The 16,978-nt window shown below is 68.5% G+C and carries 18 protein-coding genes and 3 pseudogenes; 16 read left to right on the top strand and 5 right to left on the bottom strand.

Features of this window, described 5'->3' with window-relative positions:
- Positions 1-193: 193 nt before the first annotated feature.
- A complete protein-coding gene (locus IE212_RS23585; RefSeq protein ID WP_190199925.1) occupies positions 194-898 on the bottom strand; it encodes a TetR/AcrR family transcriptional regulator in 705 nt (234 codons plus the stop codon).
- 82 nt (positions 899-980) lie between these two features.
- Between IE212_RS23585 and IE212_RS23580 the strand changes: the two genes are divergently transcribed.
- The 3 genes and pseudogenes from IE212_RS23580 to IE212_RS23570 all read left to right on the top strand — a co-directional run.
- Positions 981-2,153, top strand: a complete 1,173-nt coding sequence (locus tag IE212_RS23580; RefSeq protein WP_190199924.1) for an FAD-dependent monooxygenase — start codon at positions 981-983, stop codon at positions 2,151-2,153.
- 27 nt (positions 2,154-2,180) lie between these two features.
- Positions 2,181-2,564, top strand: coding sequence for a nuclear transport factor 2 family protein (locus IE212_RS23575; protein ID WP_190199923.1), 384 nt, complete (start codon positions 2,181-2,183; stop codon positions 2,562-2,564).
- A 233-nt stretch (positions 2,565-2,797) separates the two neighbouring features.
- Positions 2,798-3,028 (top strand): annotated as a pseudogene (locus IE212_RS23570) (type I-E CRISPR-associated endonuclease Cas1e); the annotation flags it as partial.
- A gap of 126 nt (positions 3,029-3,154) precedes the next feature.
- Here the strand turns inward: IE212_RS23570 and IE212_RS23565 are convergent.
- A complete protein-coding gene (locus tag IE212_RS23565; protein ID WP_190199922.1) occupies positions 3,155-3,712 on the bottom strand; it encodes a hypothetical protein in 558 nt (185 codons plus the stop codon).
- A gap of 139 nt (positions 3,713-3,851) precedes the next feature.
- On the opposite strand from IE212_RS23565, the gene IE212_RS23560 reads away from it, so the two are divergent.
- Together IE212_RS23560 and IE212_RS23555 are read left to right on the top strand one after the other, a co-directional pair.
- Entirely contained in the window at positions 3,852-4,403 is a 552-nt protein-coding gene (locus tag IE212_RS23560) for a hypothetical protein (RefSeq protein ID WP_190199921.1), read from the top strand.
- Positions 4,404-4,470: 67 nt separating this feature from the next.
- A complete protein-coding gene (locus tag IE212_RS23555; RefSeq protein ID WP_190199920.1) occupies positions 4,471-4,872 on the top strand; it encodes a hypothetical protein in 402 nt (133 codons plus the stop codon).
- Here IE212_RS23555 and IE212_RS23550 read toward each other — a convergent pair.
- From IE212_RS23550 to IE212_RS23540, 3 genes and pseudogenes are all read right to left on the bottom strand, one after another.
- Positions 4,787-5,783, bottom strand: a pseudogene (locus tag IE212_RS23550) (IS5 family transposase). The gene IE212_RS23555 and the pseudogene IE212_RS23550 overlap by 86 nt on opposite strands.
- Positions 5,784-5,839: 56 nt before the next feature.
- Positions 5,840-6,259, bottom strand: a complete 420-nt coding sequence (locus tag IE212_RS23545; RefSeq protein ID WP_190199918.1) for a RacP protein — start codon at positions 6,257-6,259, stop codon at positions 5,840-5,842.
- 2 nt (positions 6,260-6,261) lie between these two features.
- Positions 6,262-7,220 (bottom strand): annotated as a pseudogene (locus IE212_RS23540) (DUF6192 family protein).
- A 1,032-nt stretch (positions 7,221-8,252) separates the two neighbouring features.
- On the opposite strand from IE212_RS23540, the gene IE212_RS35055 reads away from it, so the two are divergent.
- From IE212_RS35055 to IE212_RS23495, 11 genes are all read left to right on the top strand, one after another.
- Entirely contained in the window at positions 8,253-9,101 is an 849-nt protein-coding gene (locus tag IE212_RS35055) for a replication-relaxation family protein (protein WP_229864545.1), read from the top strand.
- Positions 9,098-9,358: a hypothetical protein gene (locus tag IE212_RS35050; RefSeq protein ID WP_229864542.1), complete on the top strand. Its 261-nt coding sequence runs from the start codon at positions 9,098-9,100 to the stop codon at positions 9,356-9,358. Before IE212_RS35055 ends, IE212_RS35050 begins: the two co-directional genes overlap by 4 nt.
- Positions 9,359-9,377: 19 nt before the next feature.
- Complete coding sequence (locus tag IE212_RS35045) at positions 9,378-9,617, top strand: hypothetical protein (RefSeq protein ID WP_229864540.1); 240 nt, start codon at positions 9,378-9,380, stop codon at positions 9,615-9,617.
- Between the two features lie 187 nt (positions 9,618-9,804).
- Positions 9,805-10,602, top strand: a complete 798-nt coding sequence (locus tag IE212_RS23530) for a Hachiman antiphage defense system protein HamA (protein WP_190199917.1) — start codon at positions 9,805-9,807, stop codon at positions 10,600-10,602.
- The gene (locus tag IE212_RS23525; protein ID WP_190199916.1) at positions 10,599-14,207 is read left to right on the top strand and encodes a DEAD/DEAH box helicase; all 3,609 of its coding nucleotides are present in this window, start codon (positions 10,599-10,601) and stop codon (positions 14,205-14,207) included. The genes IE212_RS23530 and IE212_RS23525 overlap by 4 nt, the downstream gene beginning before the upstream one ends.
- Positions 14,208-14,310: 103 nt before the next feature.
- Positions 14,311-14,484, top strand: coding sequence for a hypothetical protein (locus tag IE212_RS23520; protein ID WP_190199915.1), 174 nt, complete (start codon positions 14,311-14,313; stop codon positions 14,482-14,484).
- 103 nt (positions 14,485-14,587) lie between these two features.
- Positions 14,588-15,133: a hypothetical protein gene (locus tag IE212_RS23515; protein WP_190199914.1), complete on the top strand. Its 546-nt coding sequence runs from the start codon at positions 14,588-14,590 to the stop codon at positions 15,131-15,133.
- 98 nt (positions 15,134-15,231) lie between these two features.
- Entirely contained in the window at positions 15,232-15,498 is a 267-nt protein-coding gene (locus IE212_RS23510; RefSeq protein WP_190199913.1) for a hypothetical protein, read from the top strand.
- A gap of 221 nt (positions 15,499-15,719) precedes the next feature.
- Complete coding sequence (locus IE212_RS23505) at positions 15,720-15,986, top strand: hypothetical protein (protein ID WP_190199912.1); 267 nt, start codon at positions 15,720-15,722, stop codon at positions 15,984-15,986.
- Entirely contained in the window at positions 15,973-16,266 is a 294-nt protein-coding gene (locus tag IE212_RS23500) for a hypothetical protein (protein WP_190199911.1), read from the top strand. The genes IE212_RS23505 and IE212_RS23500 overlap by 14 nt, the downstream gene beginning before the upstream one ends.
- 518 nt (positions 16,267-16,784) lie before the next feature.
- Positions 16,785-16,978, top strand: a 194-nt coding sequence (locus IE212_RS23495) for a DUF2252 family protein (RefSeq protein WP_190199910.1), incomplete at its 3' end; no start/stop codon positions are given.

Raw genomic sequence — 16,978 nt, 5'->3', positions numbered from 1 at the left:
TTGCGCGTCACCAGGAAGCGAGGGCGGCGGCTGATCGAGGCCGTCGAGGGCGGCAACGGCAGGACTGTTCGAGTTGCCGGGCGCCGCCGTCGTCGTTGCACGCGGCACGGCGTCGGGTGGCCGTCGGCCCGCCCCGCGGTGATCGCCGGCGCCCGGGGAACAGCGGAGCTGCGGCCGGCACGGAGGGCCGCCGTCAGGTCATGAGCGTGTCCCGGGCCGCACCCAGGGCGGCGAGCACGTCCTGGGCCGCCTCACGGAGTACGGCCTCGTCCGGCGTGACGGAGGTTTCCAGGGCTGCTTTGATCGTGTGGCCGAGCAGGTCCGCCCGATGGTCCGGGCGGACGTCCTCGCCCGGGAAGGCGAGGCCCCCCGTGATGAATCCGGTCAGCACCGCGTCGATCGTGTAGATCTGGTCCGCCGCCGGGGCCGTGACGGCCATCAGCCCGTGCGCGCGCCATACCTCGACGAGGCGGGCGAGCAGGGTATGGAAGCCGAGTTCCTGGATGACGGGACGGCCGGCCGGGGTGACGGCGAGCGCGCCGAGGATGTCGCTGTCACCGGCGTGGATGGCCCGCGTGACGGGGTTGCGGGTCTGCTGCAGGAACACCTCCCGTACCACCTTGCTGGGCAGGGCGGCAGCGGAGTTTTCTCTGATCTCGGCAGCGAGGACGCCGAGCGCCTCGTGGAGTTCGCGCCGCAGTAGTTCGGCGAACAGCATCTGTTTCGTCTTCCAGTGGAGGTAGACGGTGCCCTTCCCGATACGGGCGCGGCGCGCGATCTCATCCACGGTGACCCGCTTGTAGCCCCATGCCAGCAGCAGTTCGCGCGCGGCGGCCAGGATGCGCTCGGCGCGTGCGTGGTCGGCCTGCGGGGCAGCGGCCGAGCGGTCCAAGGTCATGAGCACAGCATCCCACCCCCTTCACTGGATGACCAAATTTCGAATCTGGTCATCCAGTACGGATCAGGGGTATGGTCGAGGCATGACCTCTTCGTCACTCCCCCCGCGGGGCGCCCGTCGCGCTCTCATCGTCGGATCCGGCATCTCCGGGCTGGCCGCGGCGCTGAGCCTGCACCGGGCCGGCTGGCAGCCCCTGATCGTCGAGCGGGCCCCCGAGCGCCGCACCGGCGGCTACTTCGTCCGCTTCAACGGCCCCGGCTACACCGCCGCCGAACGCCTGGGCATCCTGGACTCGCTCCCGGACCGCCGCGACCCCGACGGGCGTATGTTCGAAGTCGATGCCCGCGGCCGTCTCACACCGGGCCTGACCTTTCCCGAACAGGTCAACGGCACCCCGATGCGGATGCTGCTGCGCAGCGACCTGGAGCGTGTCCTGTACGAGGCCGTGAAGGACCTGGTGGAGATCCGCTACGGCACCGGGCCCGCGACCATCACCCAGGACCGCGACCAGGTGACGGTGACCCTCACCGACGGGTCCGTGGAGAGCGCGGACCTGCTCATCGGGGCCGACGGCATCCACTCCACCGTCCGTTCACTGGTCTTCGGCCCCGAGGACCTCTACCGCAAGGACTTCGACCACGTCGTGGCCGCCTGCCTCATGGACGGCCCGCTGTCCGGTCTGCAAGAGGGCGACAGCGCGGTCGCCACCGCCCCCGGGCGCTCCGCCTGGATCAACAGCTATCGCGACCACCCTCCGGTCGCCTTCCTGCTCTACCGCACCGACTGGCCCGCCGCCGAGATCCGCAAGAAGCCCTCGGTCGCCCTGCGCGAGGCCTTCGCCGGCTTCGGCGGGGACCTCGTGCCCGCCATGCTGGAGGCGATGGACCGCTCCGAGTCCGTCCTGTTCGACCAGGTCAGCCAGATTCACATGAGCCGCTGGAGCCAGGGCCGGGTGGTCCTGCTCGGTGACTCCGCCTGGTGCATGACCCTGCACTCCGGCCAGGGTTCCGGCATGGGCATCGCCGGCGGCGAACTGCTGGCCCGGCTGCTCACCGAACACGGCGACCTGCCCACCGCCCTGGGCAGCTGGGAACAGCACATGCGCCCGCATGTCACCCGCCACCAGAAGGAAGCCCTGCGGATGCGGCACTTCTTCATGCCCGCCAACCGCTTCGGCCGCGTCGCTCGCAGCACCCTGATCCGCGCGATCTCCACCCCGGCCGGCGCCAGGCTCGGCAAAGCCCTGATGGGCTGACCCACCACACGAGAAGGAAGACATGCGATGACCCAGACGACCGAGACGGTGGCCGACCGCTACATCACGCTTGTGGACCGCGCCGTGCACGAACCACAGGCACTGCAGGAACTGGGATCGGTGTTCGCGCCCGGGGCCACCGTGCAGTTCGGCGACCTCCCGCCGGTGACCGGCCTGGCCGACATCACGGAGTTCTACCGGAACTTCTACTCCGAGATGGCCGACAGCAAGCACGTGTGGACCACCACGGCGCTCGGCGACGGGACACTCGAAGTCCGCTTCATAGCGTCCTGGCGCACCACCGACGGGCACCTCGCGTCCCAGGGCGCCGTCGAGTGCGTGACCGTCGACGCGAACGGGCTGATCACGCAGCTGCGTGTCCTCGGCCCCGAGACACAGAAGGCGGGATGAGCGCGTTCCACCCCACCCTGACCAGCGCGCCGCCGACGACCTCGCCGCGACCGCTCCCGGCAAGAGCGACTCCTGGTGGATCGCCTCCAGGCTGCTCGACGAGGACGACAACGTCGTCTGGGCGAAGATCCACGTGATGGACTCGGACGGAACCTGTCACAGCACGTCGCGCTGCTGCGGAAAGCGGACGGCCACACCAGCAGACACCGTCGGGACACGGAGGCCAGGACGGCATGTATGACATGCGCTTCCCCGGCGAGGACACCACCGGTCTGACCCTCCAGCAGCTCCGTGGCCGCGAGGGCACCCGCATCCTCCGGCTCTACACCCAGCACGCCGCACGGACCGGAGTGCCCTGGACCAAACGCGAATACAAGCCAGGCGAAGCCTTCGCTGCTGGCGATGACGTCAACAGGCTCCTGTCCGCCGCAAACTCAGCCCTCTACGGGAGGTGCGCAGCCCTCGCCTGGGCGTGAGCGCTCGGGCGGGCAGTTCGAGGGCTCGGAGGATCGCGTCGACGGCTTCTCGCTGGTGAGGTCGTAGGTCCACGCAGGCTCTTCCTGTTGGTTGGGGCTATGGACTGTCTGCGTTTAGGTGGCGTTGTAGGCGAGCTCGGCCAGCTGAAGGGCGTCGGCGAGGCTTGTCTCGTCGGTGAGGTCGACGCTGACGCGGTACTCCCGGTGCCCGGTGGTGAGGGTCCGGGCGGACCTGATGCCGAGCTCGTCGAGTTGCTGCTGGCTGTAGTTGAGCCGGAGGTTAATGGTGCTGTACTCGGCGTAGACGTAGGCGAAGCCGCCGAATTGGGATCCCTGCCGGCGCAGGCGCAGGTAGCGGCTGTAGTCCAGGGGAGCGTCGGGTAGTGCGTTCTTGCGCTTGATGCCGTAGACGCCGACGTTGTCCCACCGGGTCGTCTCATCGAGGAACCGGACGAAGAGGCCGGGAGCCGGGCTGCGGAGCAGCAGCTGACGCACCGTCTCCTGTCCCTCGTCAGCCACTCCCGGAATCCGGGCCGGCAGAGTCCCGCTGTCGCGGCCGCCGTCGGGGACTACCGAAACGGCACCCCGGTGGTGGCTGGTCAACTCCTTCAGTACCTGCGAGGCATCCAGCTCCTCAGGAGTGCCCTCGAACTGGAACACGGTCACCTTCATGAGATCCCCTCCAGGCTGACTTCCGTGCACTCTACCGCTTACTACGTGTAGCTAGTCCAACTATGTATAGTTGCTCCAGATGCTTGTCGGGCGGACATTGTTTCTGTCGCTATCGGCCCAGATGGTGACGTCAACCGGTATGCCCAAGGAGGCACTTGTGCCCCTACCCCGCACCCGGAGCACCCTGTCCGGACGAAGACTCGCAACTCGGTCTCTGCTCGTCTCTGCGCTCGCCGCCACTGCCGCCTTCGCGGGGAGCACCGCCTCGGCAGAGTCGACGCCGCCGGGAGCATCGAAGGCCCGCCCCATAACGACCCTGACGGTGGAGGACGCCAAATCGCCCGCACACGTCATCACATGCACGCTGTTCGCGAACAAGCCCAACTACAGCGAGGGCAAGATCACCGGCACGGGCGGAATCAGCGGCTGTGCTCCGAGCACTCCCGACGCCTGCGCCAGCGAGGCCGACCTTGAGCTCTACCTCCCGGGGCCAGACGAGTGGACGACTGTGGCCGCGAGCTCTCGGCAGCACAGGTGCCCGCCACCGGCACGGTCGACGACGGCAGCGCTGAGCTGCGACTCGACTTCGACCACGTACATCTATCGCACGAAGACGCTGGGAACGATCGTCCACGAAGGCACCGACAGCGGCACCGCCACCAGCCGCACACTTCACGTGAGGTGTCTCTGACAAGCACCGTTGGTGCGGGCAGAATGCTGATCCGATCACCGCAGCGGCCCGGCTTGCCGGCGAGGTGATGCGTACGCGCCCGGCCGACCCCGTCTTCGCCCGTCGGCTAGGCCAGCGCCTGCACACCTGGGACGTCGATCAGGACACGTTTCTCGCCCAGGTCGAGAGCGTCGTCCTCGCGGCACTGCTCGCGACAGCCGATGAGCCAGCCGCCAGTTTGCCCGGAACCTGGTGCCCGGCCGCGGCAGCCGTTCTACGGCGGCAGCAGGACGTGCAGATGTTCGCCGCCCTGCCCGCAGCCCTGCCGGACCTGGTCAAGGGGCGGATGCACCAACTGCGGCTGATGTCCACCGGTCTGACCTCATGCTCGGGCCGCCGATGGCTCAGACTGTGCGACACCGCCTGCGAGTTCCTGGCGCCTGCCGCACTGCTGGAGAATGGCGGCGAGCCTCCACTATCGCAAGACTGAACGGCATGGCTGGACCTGTCGGTTGGCCGCGTCCCCACACACCAGGAGCAATGACCGGACACTTAGGCGTCGTCCGGTGTGGGTTTCCTCGGCCAGCTGGGTGTAGCGCCTTTCCGGGCGAGGCGCCTGGTCATGAGGGTGATGGCCGCCCAGGTGATCAGCGTCTCGGAGTGCTGGATGAGCCGCTCGTAGTCCCTCGCGTGACGGCGGGCGTGCATCATCCACGCAAGACTGCGTTCAACGACCCAGCGGCGGGGCAGCACGACGAAGCCGGAAACGTCCTTGGGACGGCTGACCGGCTTGATGGTCAGGTTGAGGTGCCGCTTTGCCCAGTCCACGAGCTTCCCGGCGTAGGCCGAGTCGGCCCACACGATCGTAATCTCGGGGTGCATCAGCCGCAGGCGGAAGAGCACTTCCTTCGCCGCCGCGGCATCGTGCAGGTCGGCAGGGGTGACCATGACCATCAGAGGAAGGCCGCGAGTGTCGACGACCAGGTGGCGCTTGCGGCCGTTGATCTTCTTGCCTGCGTCGTAGCCGCGGGTGGCCTTCGAGACGGTCTCCGCGGCCTTCACGCTGTGGGAGTCGATCACGGTGGCCACCGCCCGGGGGCCTCTGCCCATGTCGCGGCGGATCCGCCCGGCGAGCTGGTCCCGGATCTGACCGATGGTCCCGGCCGCTGCCCAGCGAGCCATGAACCCCCAAACTGTGCGCCAGGGCGGAAAGTCCGCGGGCAGGGCCCGCCATTTGCAGCCCGTGTCCACGACGTAGCGGATCGCGTCGACGATCTCACGGCGGGGATGCTTCTCCGGCCGGCCGCCCTTGCTGGTTTCGCAGGCCGGTGTGGGCAGCAGCGCTTCGAGCAACGCCCATTCGGCGTTGGTGGTGTCCGAGGGGTAGCGGCGACGACGCATGGCAGGTCTTCCGCGGCCGAGGGGCGCCCGCCGTCCGGGCGGCCCCCGGCCGCAGGTCAGGAGCTGGCGATGAGGGCGAGGGTGGATTCGATGGAGTTGAGCTGAGCGACGATGTGCTTGACCCACTTGTCGTTCGGGTGGGCGGCGGCGTGGGGGGCGATGGTGCCGGTGATGAACCGGCGGAACTCGGTCAGCTTCTCCCTGACCACCGCCCGTTCGTATGCCTCCAGCACCGCTCGGTCGGCGCCGAGCTGGTAGCCGGCCGCCCGGGTCCAGGTCAGCGGGGGCCAGCCCCGCGCCGCGGCCTGGTCCTTCAACGCGGCAAGCCCCGAGCGGACCTGGCTCGGGCTCAGGTCGCTGGCGCGTACCAGCTGATGGAATTCGAGGCCAGCGGGTCTGGCCTCGAACAGCACGAACCTGAGGGTGTCCGCGTGGCGTCTGGCTGCGTCGCCCTGTCGCCGTGAAGCGCGGGGCATGCCTACTCGCCCTTCAGCAGCCGGGCCAGCTCGTCATCCATGTCCACCTTGCCCGTGTCGACCGCCTGTTCGATCCAGTCGAGGGTGGCTCGCACCTTGGCCACGTTCTGGTGCACGATCGTGCGTTCGTCGTCCAGGGTGCGGTCGCGCAGGCCGGGAACGGTCCGGCCGGCCGCGGCGACGAAGGAGTGGCAGGCGGTGACCAGGTCCAGGAACTCCACCGACCGGTCGATCGCGCGGACCGCCGGGGCGACGGGGCTGGTGGGGTCGAAGTCCTCGCGGGCCTGCCGGCCGCGTTCGGCCTGGGCCTGGTTTACCTGGAAGCGGGCAGTGTCGTCGCTCATCGCCTTGAAGGCGACGTCCGGCCTGCGCAACAGGCCGGTGACCGCAGTCGTGGCCACCGACTCGTCCCGGGTGAACTTCTCCACCACCCGGACCTTCTCCGCAGCAGGGACCTTGGCCGCGACCGTCGGCCGCTTCAGGAAGTCCGTGGTCACCGTCGCGGCAACCTCTTCGTCCCGGGCCAGGGAGTGGATCGCAGTAATCTTCTCCTGCGGGGAAGTCGGACGCTCCACCTGGCGGCCCACCCTGCGGTTGGCCTCGTCCACCGTCCACCGCATCCTGCCCGCGGGAGGTTTGGCGATGGTCGCGAACCGCTCGGCTTCGTCCTCGATCTGCCCCAGGATCCGGTGGACCCGGAACGACACCCCGGCCTGTCGGTGTTCGGCGGGCCACCGGGACGCCGTCCACTTGGCGCTTTCCGCTTTCCACTGTCTTATAGGCCAGGCCGATGTCCTCGGCCAGACGGAACAGCGTCTCGCGGACCGTGAACAGTTCCTGACCCGGCGCGGCATGCTGGCCACCGCGCTCACGCCATCGGCTCGATCTCCAGTGCGCGGTCGCCGATCGTGAACGAGCCCCGCGTCTGCTGTTCGACGACCTGCCGGAGCTCGGCCACGATCTCGTCATAGCGGGACTGGCTGACGGAACCGACCTTCTCGGTCTCCTTCGGACATGGCTCTCACCACCCCGAGTGCGGGCCCGGGCACGGCACTTCGCCGTGACGGGACAGGGCCCGCGTCCGCCACCGAGAGTCAGACTAAAAATCCTAAGATCACAATGAATGACCGCAAATGACCGATTCGCGACAGAAGTTGCACTCACGATGCGTTCGCTCAGCAGTCACTGTGACCGGTCCGCGAACGCTTCCTTCCGGTGCCGCCAAGCCCTCACCACGCACCGCCGGGAGCAGTACCGGGGCGTCCGACCGGCGATCGACGCCGGCCACCCAGCGGGCCCCGCACTCCGGGCACTCCACCTCGCCAGCCTTGCCCTGGATGGCCGCCAGGCGCTTGCGCAGCCGTCGTTCCTTCCGCCACTGCCTGGAACGACACACCGACGAACAGAACACGGCCCCGGGCCGGGCGTCCGGCCTCAGCCGTTCACCACAAGCCCGGCAAGTCCTCTCCCCGGCCCGACCGGCACCCTCGGACACGGCGCCAGCGTAGAGCTCAAGACCACTCAGAACCGGGGTTCAGAAACACGCACTGAGGACCTGGCGGATGCGCGGCCGGTGGAGGATGCCACGACGCAAGGGAGAGACCGGGGATGATGACCCAACACAGGCGCCCGCCGTACCCTGACCGCGCCGCCGACCGGCGAGCCGCGCCCAGCGCCGGGAGGGCTGGTCGGCCAGGCAAGCCGCCGCGGTCTCCTGCTGCCGGCGCTTGCGATCCCACTGCCGTACCCACTTCCGTTGCCCGGCACGAGCGCGGACCGTATTTCCCCTGGCCACCTCGGCTTTTCCAAGCTCCAGCGCGTCGTCACAACCCTCTTCTCTCCTCCTCTCACTGACCAAGCCCTGGGAAATAGGTGGGGGTGGGGTGTCAGTGGTGGAGGCGATCATTGGCTTCAGGGCGCGCCTGGTGCCCTCTGCGGCCGGGGGCCGGCGCCCGGCCGGTGGCCGGACGCGGACGACGGGAGGGCGGGGCTGATGGCGAAGCGCAAGGAGAACGAGGCGGGATCGTCGACCGGGCACCGCGCCGATGCGCTGCGCGCGCTCGGGGTGCTCAAGACCGCGACGGCGGACCAGATACAGCGTCTGTCCTCACCGCACCTGACGTACCGGCACACCACCAAGGATACGGCGGCCAAACGGAAAGAGGCGCGCACCGCCTCCCACCGCGGCGCGCTCAACGATCTGCGACGGCACGGCCTGTCCGTCGACGGCGGCCGCACCCGAGGCGGAGAGGAGGTGCGCCTGCTCACCAAGGACGGACTGGCCGCCGCCGGCCTCGAGTTGGACCGCGGGCCGGAGGAGATGGGCGGCATGCCCGAGAGCGCGGGCCGCTCGGGAGCCTCGCACGCGATGACGGTCAACGAGACGGTCATCGCGATGATCCCCCCGAAGCCCGACCTGGACCTGGTGGCAGGCGAGCCGGCCGAAGCCGTCGCGGCCGCCCAGGCCTGGGTCGACGCGCCCGACGGGATCGGCAGCATCACCTCCTACGCCGCCGAGGTCGCCCTCCCGTCGACGGGCACGTGGAAGAACCCCGGCGTGGGATGTGCGTGGGCCGACATAGCCCTCGTTGCCCCGGAGGCCGGGCTGCCGCTGTTGTTCATCGAGGCCGACAACTGCACCGAGGACGCGAGCGTCATCGCCTTGAAGTTCGACAAGTACATGCGCCACTTCCACCGCAAGGCGAAGGACACCGACGGCCAGGACAAGCCGATGTGGCGCACCCGCTGGTCCGCACCCGATCCCCAGTGGGGCGATGCGACACACCCGCCGGTCCTGCTCGTCTTCAACCAGGTCGGAAGCGGCCCGCGCTGCAGCAGATGAAGAAAGTCGCCGCCCTCACCCGCGAGCACTGGCAGGGCCAGTGGGCCGACGGCTTCCACCTCTACAACGACAAGATGCCGATCGTGGCGACCACGCTGGACCTGCTGCGCGAGCACGGCCCGGCCGGGTCCGCGTTCTGGCTTCGGCCGCGACGACCGACAGAACATCTGGGAGGCGATCGGCAACCCGCGCCGGGACGCCGCGCTCGCCCGCCGCGCCGAAGACGCGCGGCGCCGCCAAGAACGGGAAGCCGCTGAACGCGAGGCTCAGCGTCCGGTGTGCACCGACTGCGGGACCAAGTTCACCGACGACCAGTGGAAGGCCAGCATCGCGGTCGACTGGGGCCGCGAGGACAGCCACCCGCACCTGTGCGACGACTGCAAGACCCGTGCTCTCCAAGCGGAGCGGCAGGCGGAACAGGCCGAACGCGAGCGCCAGGAGCAGGAGCGCCAGGTGGCGGAGGCGGCGCAGGCCGCGCACAAGGTCGGCAGCTGGCTCTCTCGGTTCCGCACCTGAACTGGGCGGCACGCCCATCACCTGCGCGCGCTCGTCATGCTCCGCCTCTCTTCTCACGTCCCGACTGGCTGGGGCCCGTTGGCTTGTAGAAGGCTCGTGATCCAGGAAGAACGCGATCATCGGATCAGCGTCCTGAAGAATCCGAGACAATGGTGACTGGGCGGGGAGTTGCAACTTGGGGGTGGGCGTGTTCGACAAGTGGCTTCAGACGGAGCCGGTGCAACTGCCGGCAGGACCACTGCAGTACGAGGCGCTCGTCGAATCGGGGCAGATTGGTGAGGCGGAGCTGCTGGAGCAGCTCGGACGTGAGGTGGCCCGGAACTACGTCACGCCCGGCGAGCTAGCTCTCGTTTTTGACGACCTGGGCGCGCCCGAAGTCGCTCGTTACGTGCGCACGAACATGTTCCCGGCTGAGACCCGAACGCGGCACGGTGACTTCGGGGAGATCGTCACCGGGGCCTTGTACAGGAGGGTGCGCCGATGGTGCGTGCCGATCTTGAAGCTCCGCTGGAAGCAGACTGCGAACCAGGCGGTCCAGGGCACGGATGTCCTTGCGTTCCGGCTCCGCCAGAACCCGCCCGTTGTTGCCGTGCCGGAGGTGAAGACCCGCGCAACGCGCAAGCTCGACCTGGGGCAGGAGGCGCACGAGAGCTTGGAGAAAATCCTGGACAAGGACCGGCTGGATGAGAGCATACGGTTCGTCATGGTCCGCTGCTTTGAACGGCAACAGGGCTTCCTGGCCCGCCGGATTGCCGAGGTGCTGAGGCAGCCGGAACATCGCTCCGTCGAGCGGCACATGGTCTTCGTGCACGACCACGCGGCGTGGAAGGAGGAGGTTGTCACCCGTCTCGCCGGGATCGTCAAGCAGCCGACCGAGCTGACCGTGGTGAAGATCAGCAACCTGCAGGACTTCGTCGCCCGCGTGTACAAGGCGGCCGAAGCCCAAAGCACGCCCAAAGACCACAGCAGGGACGCTGCCGCGTGAGGGGCTACAACGGCATCCTGGCTCGGCTGGGTCATGATGCCCTTACTGAGGGGGAGGCCGCCCCGCTGCTGCGCGCCCAGCTGCGCTCGCACGTGCTGGCTGAGCAGATCAGCATCGACGGTGCCACCGCCGCCTACACCTACAACCTCAGGGAGCTGCGCCGCGGCCTGACGCTGGCCCGGCTGGGGCAGCTCACCCGGACGCCCCGTGAGCGGCGAGAAGACCCAGGACCGCTCACCGAGATCGCCCAGGCTTACGCCGACCTCGCGGCGCGGTACGAGACCACCGACCCGCAGCGCATCGAGCTGCTCGCGATCGCCGCGACAATGTGGAGCCTGGCCGGCTATCAGGCCAACTCCGCCACCATCGCAGCAGAGTTCCGTACCGAAGTCGTGCGTGCCTTCGCCGTAGGCGAGGAACTTGCCTCGGCCGCCGCGACCGCAGCCCCGTATCGAGTGGCCGCGTTGACCGGCGCGGTGCTGCAGCGTGACATCGACGAAGCGGCCCGCCTCGGCGCACAGGCTGAAGCCGACTTACCCGCTCTCGGCGAGCAGCTGGTCCAAGCAGCCAGTGAAGGACGCGCCGACCAGGCGGACGCCGCGGTCCTCGCCGCGTACGGGCTGGCCGGACGCGCCGCACGCTCCCTCGCCGCCCTGTGGCGTCTGGGGGACCGGGCAGCGGGCCGCGCAGCCGTCACCGACCTGCGCAAGGCCGCATCCGTCCTCCTCGACGCCTCCGTGGTCGACACGTGGACCCTGATCGACTCCCTCGCGTACGTCGTCGAGGACATCGTCGCCACCTCGCCGTGGATGCTGCTGCGCCGCGCGGCCACCTGGGGCCGCCTGTGGGAGCGCTATCTCAAAGCCTTGATCGTTGCGAAACGGCCCATGACCCAAGTCTGGCCCTCCCAGCGAAAGGCCCTGGAGAAGGGGCTCGTGGACGCCGCGGCGACCAACCTCGCGGTCACCATGCCCACCTCAGCGGGCAAGACCCACATCGCCGAGTGGGCCATCCTCCACGCCCTCGCCCCCCGCCCCACAGAGAAGGACACATGGTGGAACCTGCCCCGTCTGGCCGTCTACGTCGTCCCCACCCGCGCACTGGCCGCCCAGGTCGAACGGCACCTGGCTGCAAGCCTCGAACTGGTTGGCCTGCGCGTCTCTGCGATGTTCGGCGGCGTCGAGCACGTCCGCTACGAAACCCAACTGCTGGACTTCACCGACGTCCTCGTCGTCACCAGCGAAAAATTCGACCTCCTCCTGCGCAACGTCCCCGAACTCGCCCCCCGGCTCGCTCTGGTTCTGGTCGACGAAGGACACAGCCTCGACCGCGCCGAAGGCGAACGGGGCCTGCGCCTGGAGATGCTTCTCACCCGCATCCGCCACACCGCCCCCGCCGCACGCACCATCCTGCTCTCCGCCGTCCTGCCCAACGGCGACGACCTGGCCCGATGGCTCGCTCCCGCCGCCGACGGCACCAACCACGCCAGCACCCACTGGACCCCCTCCCAGCTGCGCACCGGCGTCTTCTACTGGCGCGGCCGCGACGTCGACGGCCAGAGCGGCACCATCGAGTACGGCGTCCACGGAAGCAGCGACTTCTTCCTCTCCCGAGTACTCACCCGCCACTTGAAGAAGACCCGTCTGTTCCCCCGCGAACGCAAGGACGTCACGGCCGCTCTGGCCCTTCACTTCGACCGGCTTGGCCCCGTGTTGATCGCCTCGCCCACACGCGTAAAGGCCCACGCGGCCGCCAAAGCCCTCGCCACAGCGCTCAACGCCGACGGCACCCGATCCCTCGGCACCGCCGAGGACGGCACGATCGATCCCCAGATTCTGATTGACCGTCTGAAACTACGCACCGAAATCGCCAGACACGTCGGCGACGGCCACGACCTGACCACCATGGTCCTGCGCGGCTTTGCCTACCACCACGCCGAAGTACCGCAAGCCGTCCGCCACTGCCTGGAGCGCGCCTACCGGGACGGCATCCTGCGCGTGCTGTGCGCGACCAGCACCCTGTCCCAGGGCATGAACCTGCCCACCAAAACCGTCCTCGTCCCCGACGTCCGCCGCAGCAAAGAGGAAACGATCAAGGTCCGCGACTTCTGGAACACCGCCGGCCGAGCCGGCCGCGCCTTCCAGGAAACCGAAGGCCACGTCGTCCTCATCGCCAACGACCAGACCGAGGCACGGCAGCTGCGCCGTCGCTACCTGGACCGCAGCAACATCGAACCGGTCATCTCCACACTCGCCGACCTGTACGTCCAACTCGTGCGTGCCCGACTCGGCACCAACCCAACCCCCGGGCAAGACCTCACGACCCTGGACCTTGCCGACCCTGAAGACGACAGAGCGATCTTGTGGACCGAGGGGCTGGACATCCAACTGCTCGCCCAGCTTGCCGATGAAGTCGTTGACACCTCCGACCAGGGCCTCCTCGAAGAAGCTGCCCACACCCTGCTCGGCCAGACCCTAGCTGCCCACCAGCTCGGCGCCCGCCGCTGGTCGCTTCAACCACTGGCCCGCTTTTCCGCACGCCGTGTGCGGGCCATCGGCCAACGACTTCCCGACCGAGCCATTCGTGCCAGCATTGTCCGCACCGGCCTGAGCGTCCAAGGCGGCGTCGACGCCCTCGCCGCTGCCGACCACATCGCGACCACCCTCGAGGCACGGCCTGATCTCCTCGACCGCGATCAGTGGCCCGAACTGCAGCAGCTCTTCGTGACCGCAGCCACCACGGTGCTGGAACTGCAGCGGGGCGCCCGTAAAAAGAAGGTCCCCGTGGCCGCCATCGCGCCCGTCGCAGCCGACTGGATCGCTGGCCTTCCCCCGACCGACATCCACGACCGCCACAAAGACACGCTGCACACGTCCGACATCACCAAGACCGCCGTCGTCATCGACAGCGTCATCGGACACGACCTTGCCTGGGCGATCTCCGCGATCCTCCAACTCCTCGAACACCGCCGTGGCATCCCCGCCGAAGGACGTCTCGCTGTCCTCCCCGCCATGACCAAATACGGCGTCGATACGCCCGCAGCCTGCTACGCCTCTACCATCGGCATCCACGACCGCGCAGCCGCCATCGCCCTCGCCCCACACTGCCCCTACATAGACCCCACCTTCAGGGTCTTTCTTGACTGGCTCAACCACCTCAGCACCGACGACCTCACCGAGATCACCACGCCGGACATCGCTGCCCTCCTCATTCGCAGCGCTGAACGCCGAAGCCCCCGCGCGGCCCAGGCCACCATCCTGCGCGGCCACGGCACATTCACCTGCCACCTACGCGGCGTACGCCACGCCCACAGCGCCAGCTACCTGGCCCACCTCACTGCTGGCAACCCGCTGACTCTCCACCGCGACGCCAGTAACCGCACGGACCCGAACGCAATCCGAGTCGAACACGAAGGACTCCTCCTCGGCTGGATCCCGCGCGAGATCGCCCGACCACTCGCAATCGCCCTCGATGACACCCCTAGCCCTACAGTCACCGCACACCTCGCAACGGACACATGGCGACTTGCCTGGGCCGCCGAAGGCAGCACCCAGCTGGTAGCGCCTGACGCAGTGGAGCTAAGGATCACCATCACGTCGCAGTAGCCAGAAAGGGCCAGGCCGCCGCCCACCGTCAAGGTGGGGGAGTTGACGTTGTCGTGGCAGCAACGACCTTGTCGCTGAGGGTGCGCTGTCCGGCGGTGTCATATTGGAGACCATCGCAACGATCCGCGGCACCGAATTCGACCTCCCCGCGACGGGCGCGTGGAAGAGCCCCGGCATCGGCAGTGCGTGGGCAGACATCGTCGTCATCGCTCCGAAGGCCGGGCGTTGTACGACCAGTGCCCCTACGGCCCGTGACTGGGGCGGCGACAGCCTCTGAAGGCTGCACTCGGTCGGGTGAAGACATCACCGCGGCGGAACCCTGGCGCGCGCCTCGCGGTCGGCGGTCCTGCTGCGGCACTCTGCCTGACGTCTCGTCTGGGATGGGAAAAGTCTCGATCTGCCGGTACCGTGCCCGGGCTGTCGACATCGACCGCCTGGGCGAGCGTCTCCTGCGCAAGCAGCAGGCGCTCGACCTGACGCTTTCCGTACAACAAGGCGCGGTGAGCCCCGTAGTCACCCCGGACGAAGCCCTGGACCGCGTCGTCAACGCGGAGCACGAGCGTCTCGTCAGCCGCCTGAAGTCTGCTTCGGCGACGCCGACTGTGGAGCAGATGATGAAGGACCTCGCTTCACAAACGACCCCGGATCCCCGCAGCCGCGAAACGTATCTGGAAGAGGTGGACCAGTACCTGGAGGCGCTCAGGCGAGCCCTCCCGAGAACACTGCCGGAAGTGGCGGCACTCGCCGCATCGCGCATCGCGCTGCGTCTGCACAATCACACACACATCCACCTCAAGGACGTGCAGGTCGGGCTGGAGTTGCCGGATGGCGTGCTCGCTCTGCCTCCGACAGACCCTGATGACCGGGACAAGAGGAAGCCGTTTCCGAGCGGCCTCCCCAAGGGCCCCGCCCCTACGAGCCGGTGAAGCGAGAGCCATTCGTCGGCTTGCCGGCCACTCCCGCCTGGCACCGTGCCTTCCCGGCCGTCATGCCTGGTGTCCTGCCGCCTGCATGGGAGATCGAGGTGGAGGGGACCACCGTCGTTTTCCCTGCGGAGGACGTGCGCGTCGGCTTGTCCGAGGACCTGGCGCCGTTCGTGGCCGTGACCGGACAGCCTCTGCCCGGGACGCTGCAGGTGCCCTGGACAGCCACGGCCACGAACATGGAAGGCACCGCTCAGGGAATCGTGTCCCTGCCGGTCTCCCCGGTGCGGTCGTTGTTGGATCTCATCGCGGCCGCAGACTCAGCTACCCACGATGCCGAAGATGAGGACGACACCTCCGAGGAATGAGCGCCGCCTCGAGGCCTGTCCCGCCGAACCATGCGTCTTCGGCACATTCCACAGGCGGTGTTCGCTGTCGGCTATGATCCCGAGCGAGGCGGCGCGCACGCCAGACTCCCCGCGGACCAGCACCCACGCCCCGCAGGCGGAGAAGGTTCTCCGAATCGCGCACAATCATCGAACTTTCCTCGCTTCGGCGCGGGCGTGGGCGTGCCGAGGAGGACTCAGCGATGACCCGCAACCGCCGCCGCAAGCTCGACACCCGTACTGCAGCAGCCGCTTCCGGCATCCGCTACACGCAGGCCCGCCGCCAGGCCCTCGAAGCGCCCGGCGCCAGCATCCGCACCTACCAGGGCTTGATCAGCATCTGCAGCGCCTGCGGCCAACCCGCGTACGACAGCGCCAGCGGCGCCAGCCACTTCGCCGAGCAGGAAGGCGCGGTGTTCTGCCCGGCGTTCCCCGGCCGCGGCCGGCCTGCTGAGTATGGACTGGCATGACCTCTCGCTGCGCCTGGTCCAGGAGCGGTACCCGCGCACGGACGACACCTTCTTGGGGCAGCAGTCGGGGCTGAGCCATAGGGACCGGCTCCAGGCCTTCAGCGGTCCTGTCGTCGTATGCGCCCATTGCGGCCAACCCGCCTACTACAACAGGGAGGTCGGCATGGCGCACTTCACCAACCAGTGGGACGGCATCTTCTGCCCGCGATTCCCACTCGCAGGAGAGACCCTGACCATCAAGTGGCATCCGCAGTCGCTAGCCGACTGGAAGGCCGGATAGGTCTGTACTTACCCGCACATGTAGATCGCAGCGCCTCCGATCCGGAGCACCCGCCACTGACAATGGGCGCAGCCGCCTCGCCGGGCAGGGTCGGGCCCCTGCCCGGCGAGGCGACTAGTGGTCCCACGGGCGCGGCAGCATGTGCCATAGGGCTCTGAGCCAGTCGGGCGGGTTGGTCAGGACTTGTCCACCAAACGGGTGGTGAGGGACCGAGCGGCGCCTTGGGCGGCGCCCTGGACTATCGCGGCGGTCAGGCCGGGACCGGCAGCGGGCTGCTGTCGAGCGGGTGACGGGTCGGGCGGCTGGACGGGCGCGGGCACGTTGTCCCGGGTCATGGCTTCGCAGGGTCTCCCTTCGTCGTCTGAAGGGCCTTCGGCCGTTCAGACTCTAAGCCCCGGCAGTGACACTCGCGGGTTCCGCGCGTACCGTCAGGCGCTGCGAGTTCGTGTCTCACAGGTGGCAGATTGAAGCCGTCGGTCAGCGAGACGGGTACGTGCGTCGACTCGAACTTGCAAAGCGTGTCGTTCGCGCAGCTCGGCAATGAGCACCGCGGTGAGGAGATCCTCGCCGTCTTCGACACCGCCCTCGGCGAGCTCCTGGCCGCCGACCCGGCCGCGTTCCGCGTGAAGTTCCGGAAGATGGCGGCCTCGGCCTTCGCCTTCTACCGGGGGACGGCGTGCCTCTTCTACCACGACCTCGACGAAGCCGGGCG

The organism is Streptomyces djakartensis, from assembly GCF_014651075.1.
In the GTDB taxonomy this organism is placed as follows: domain Bacteria; phylum Actinomycetota; class Actinomycetes; order Streptomycetales; family Streptomycetaceae; genus Streptomyces; species Streptomyces djakartensis.
The sequence above is the reverse complement of the archived record's forward strand: the minus strand, read 5'-3'. Positions and strand labels throughout refer to the sequence as shown.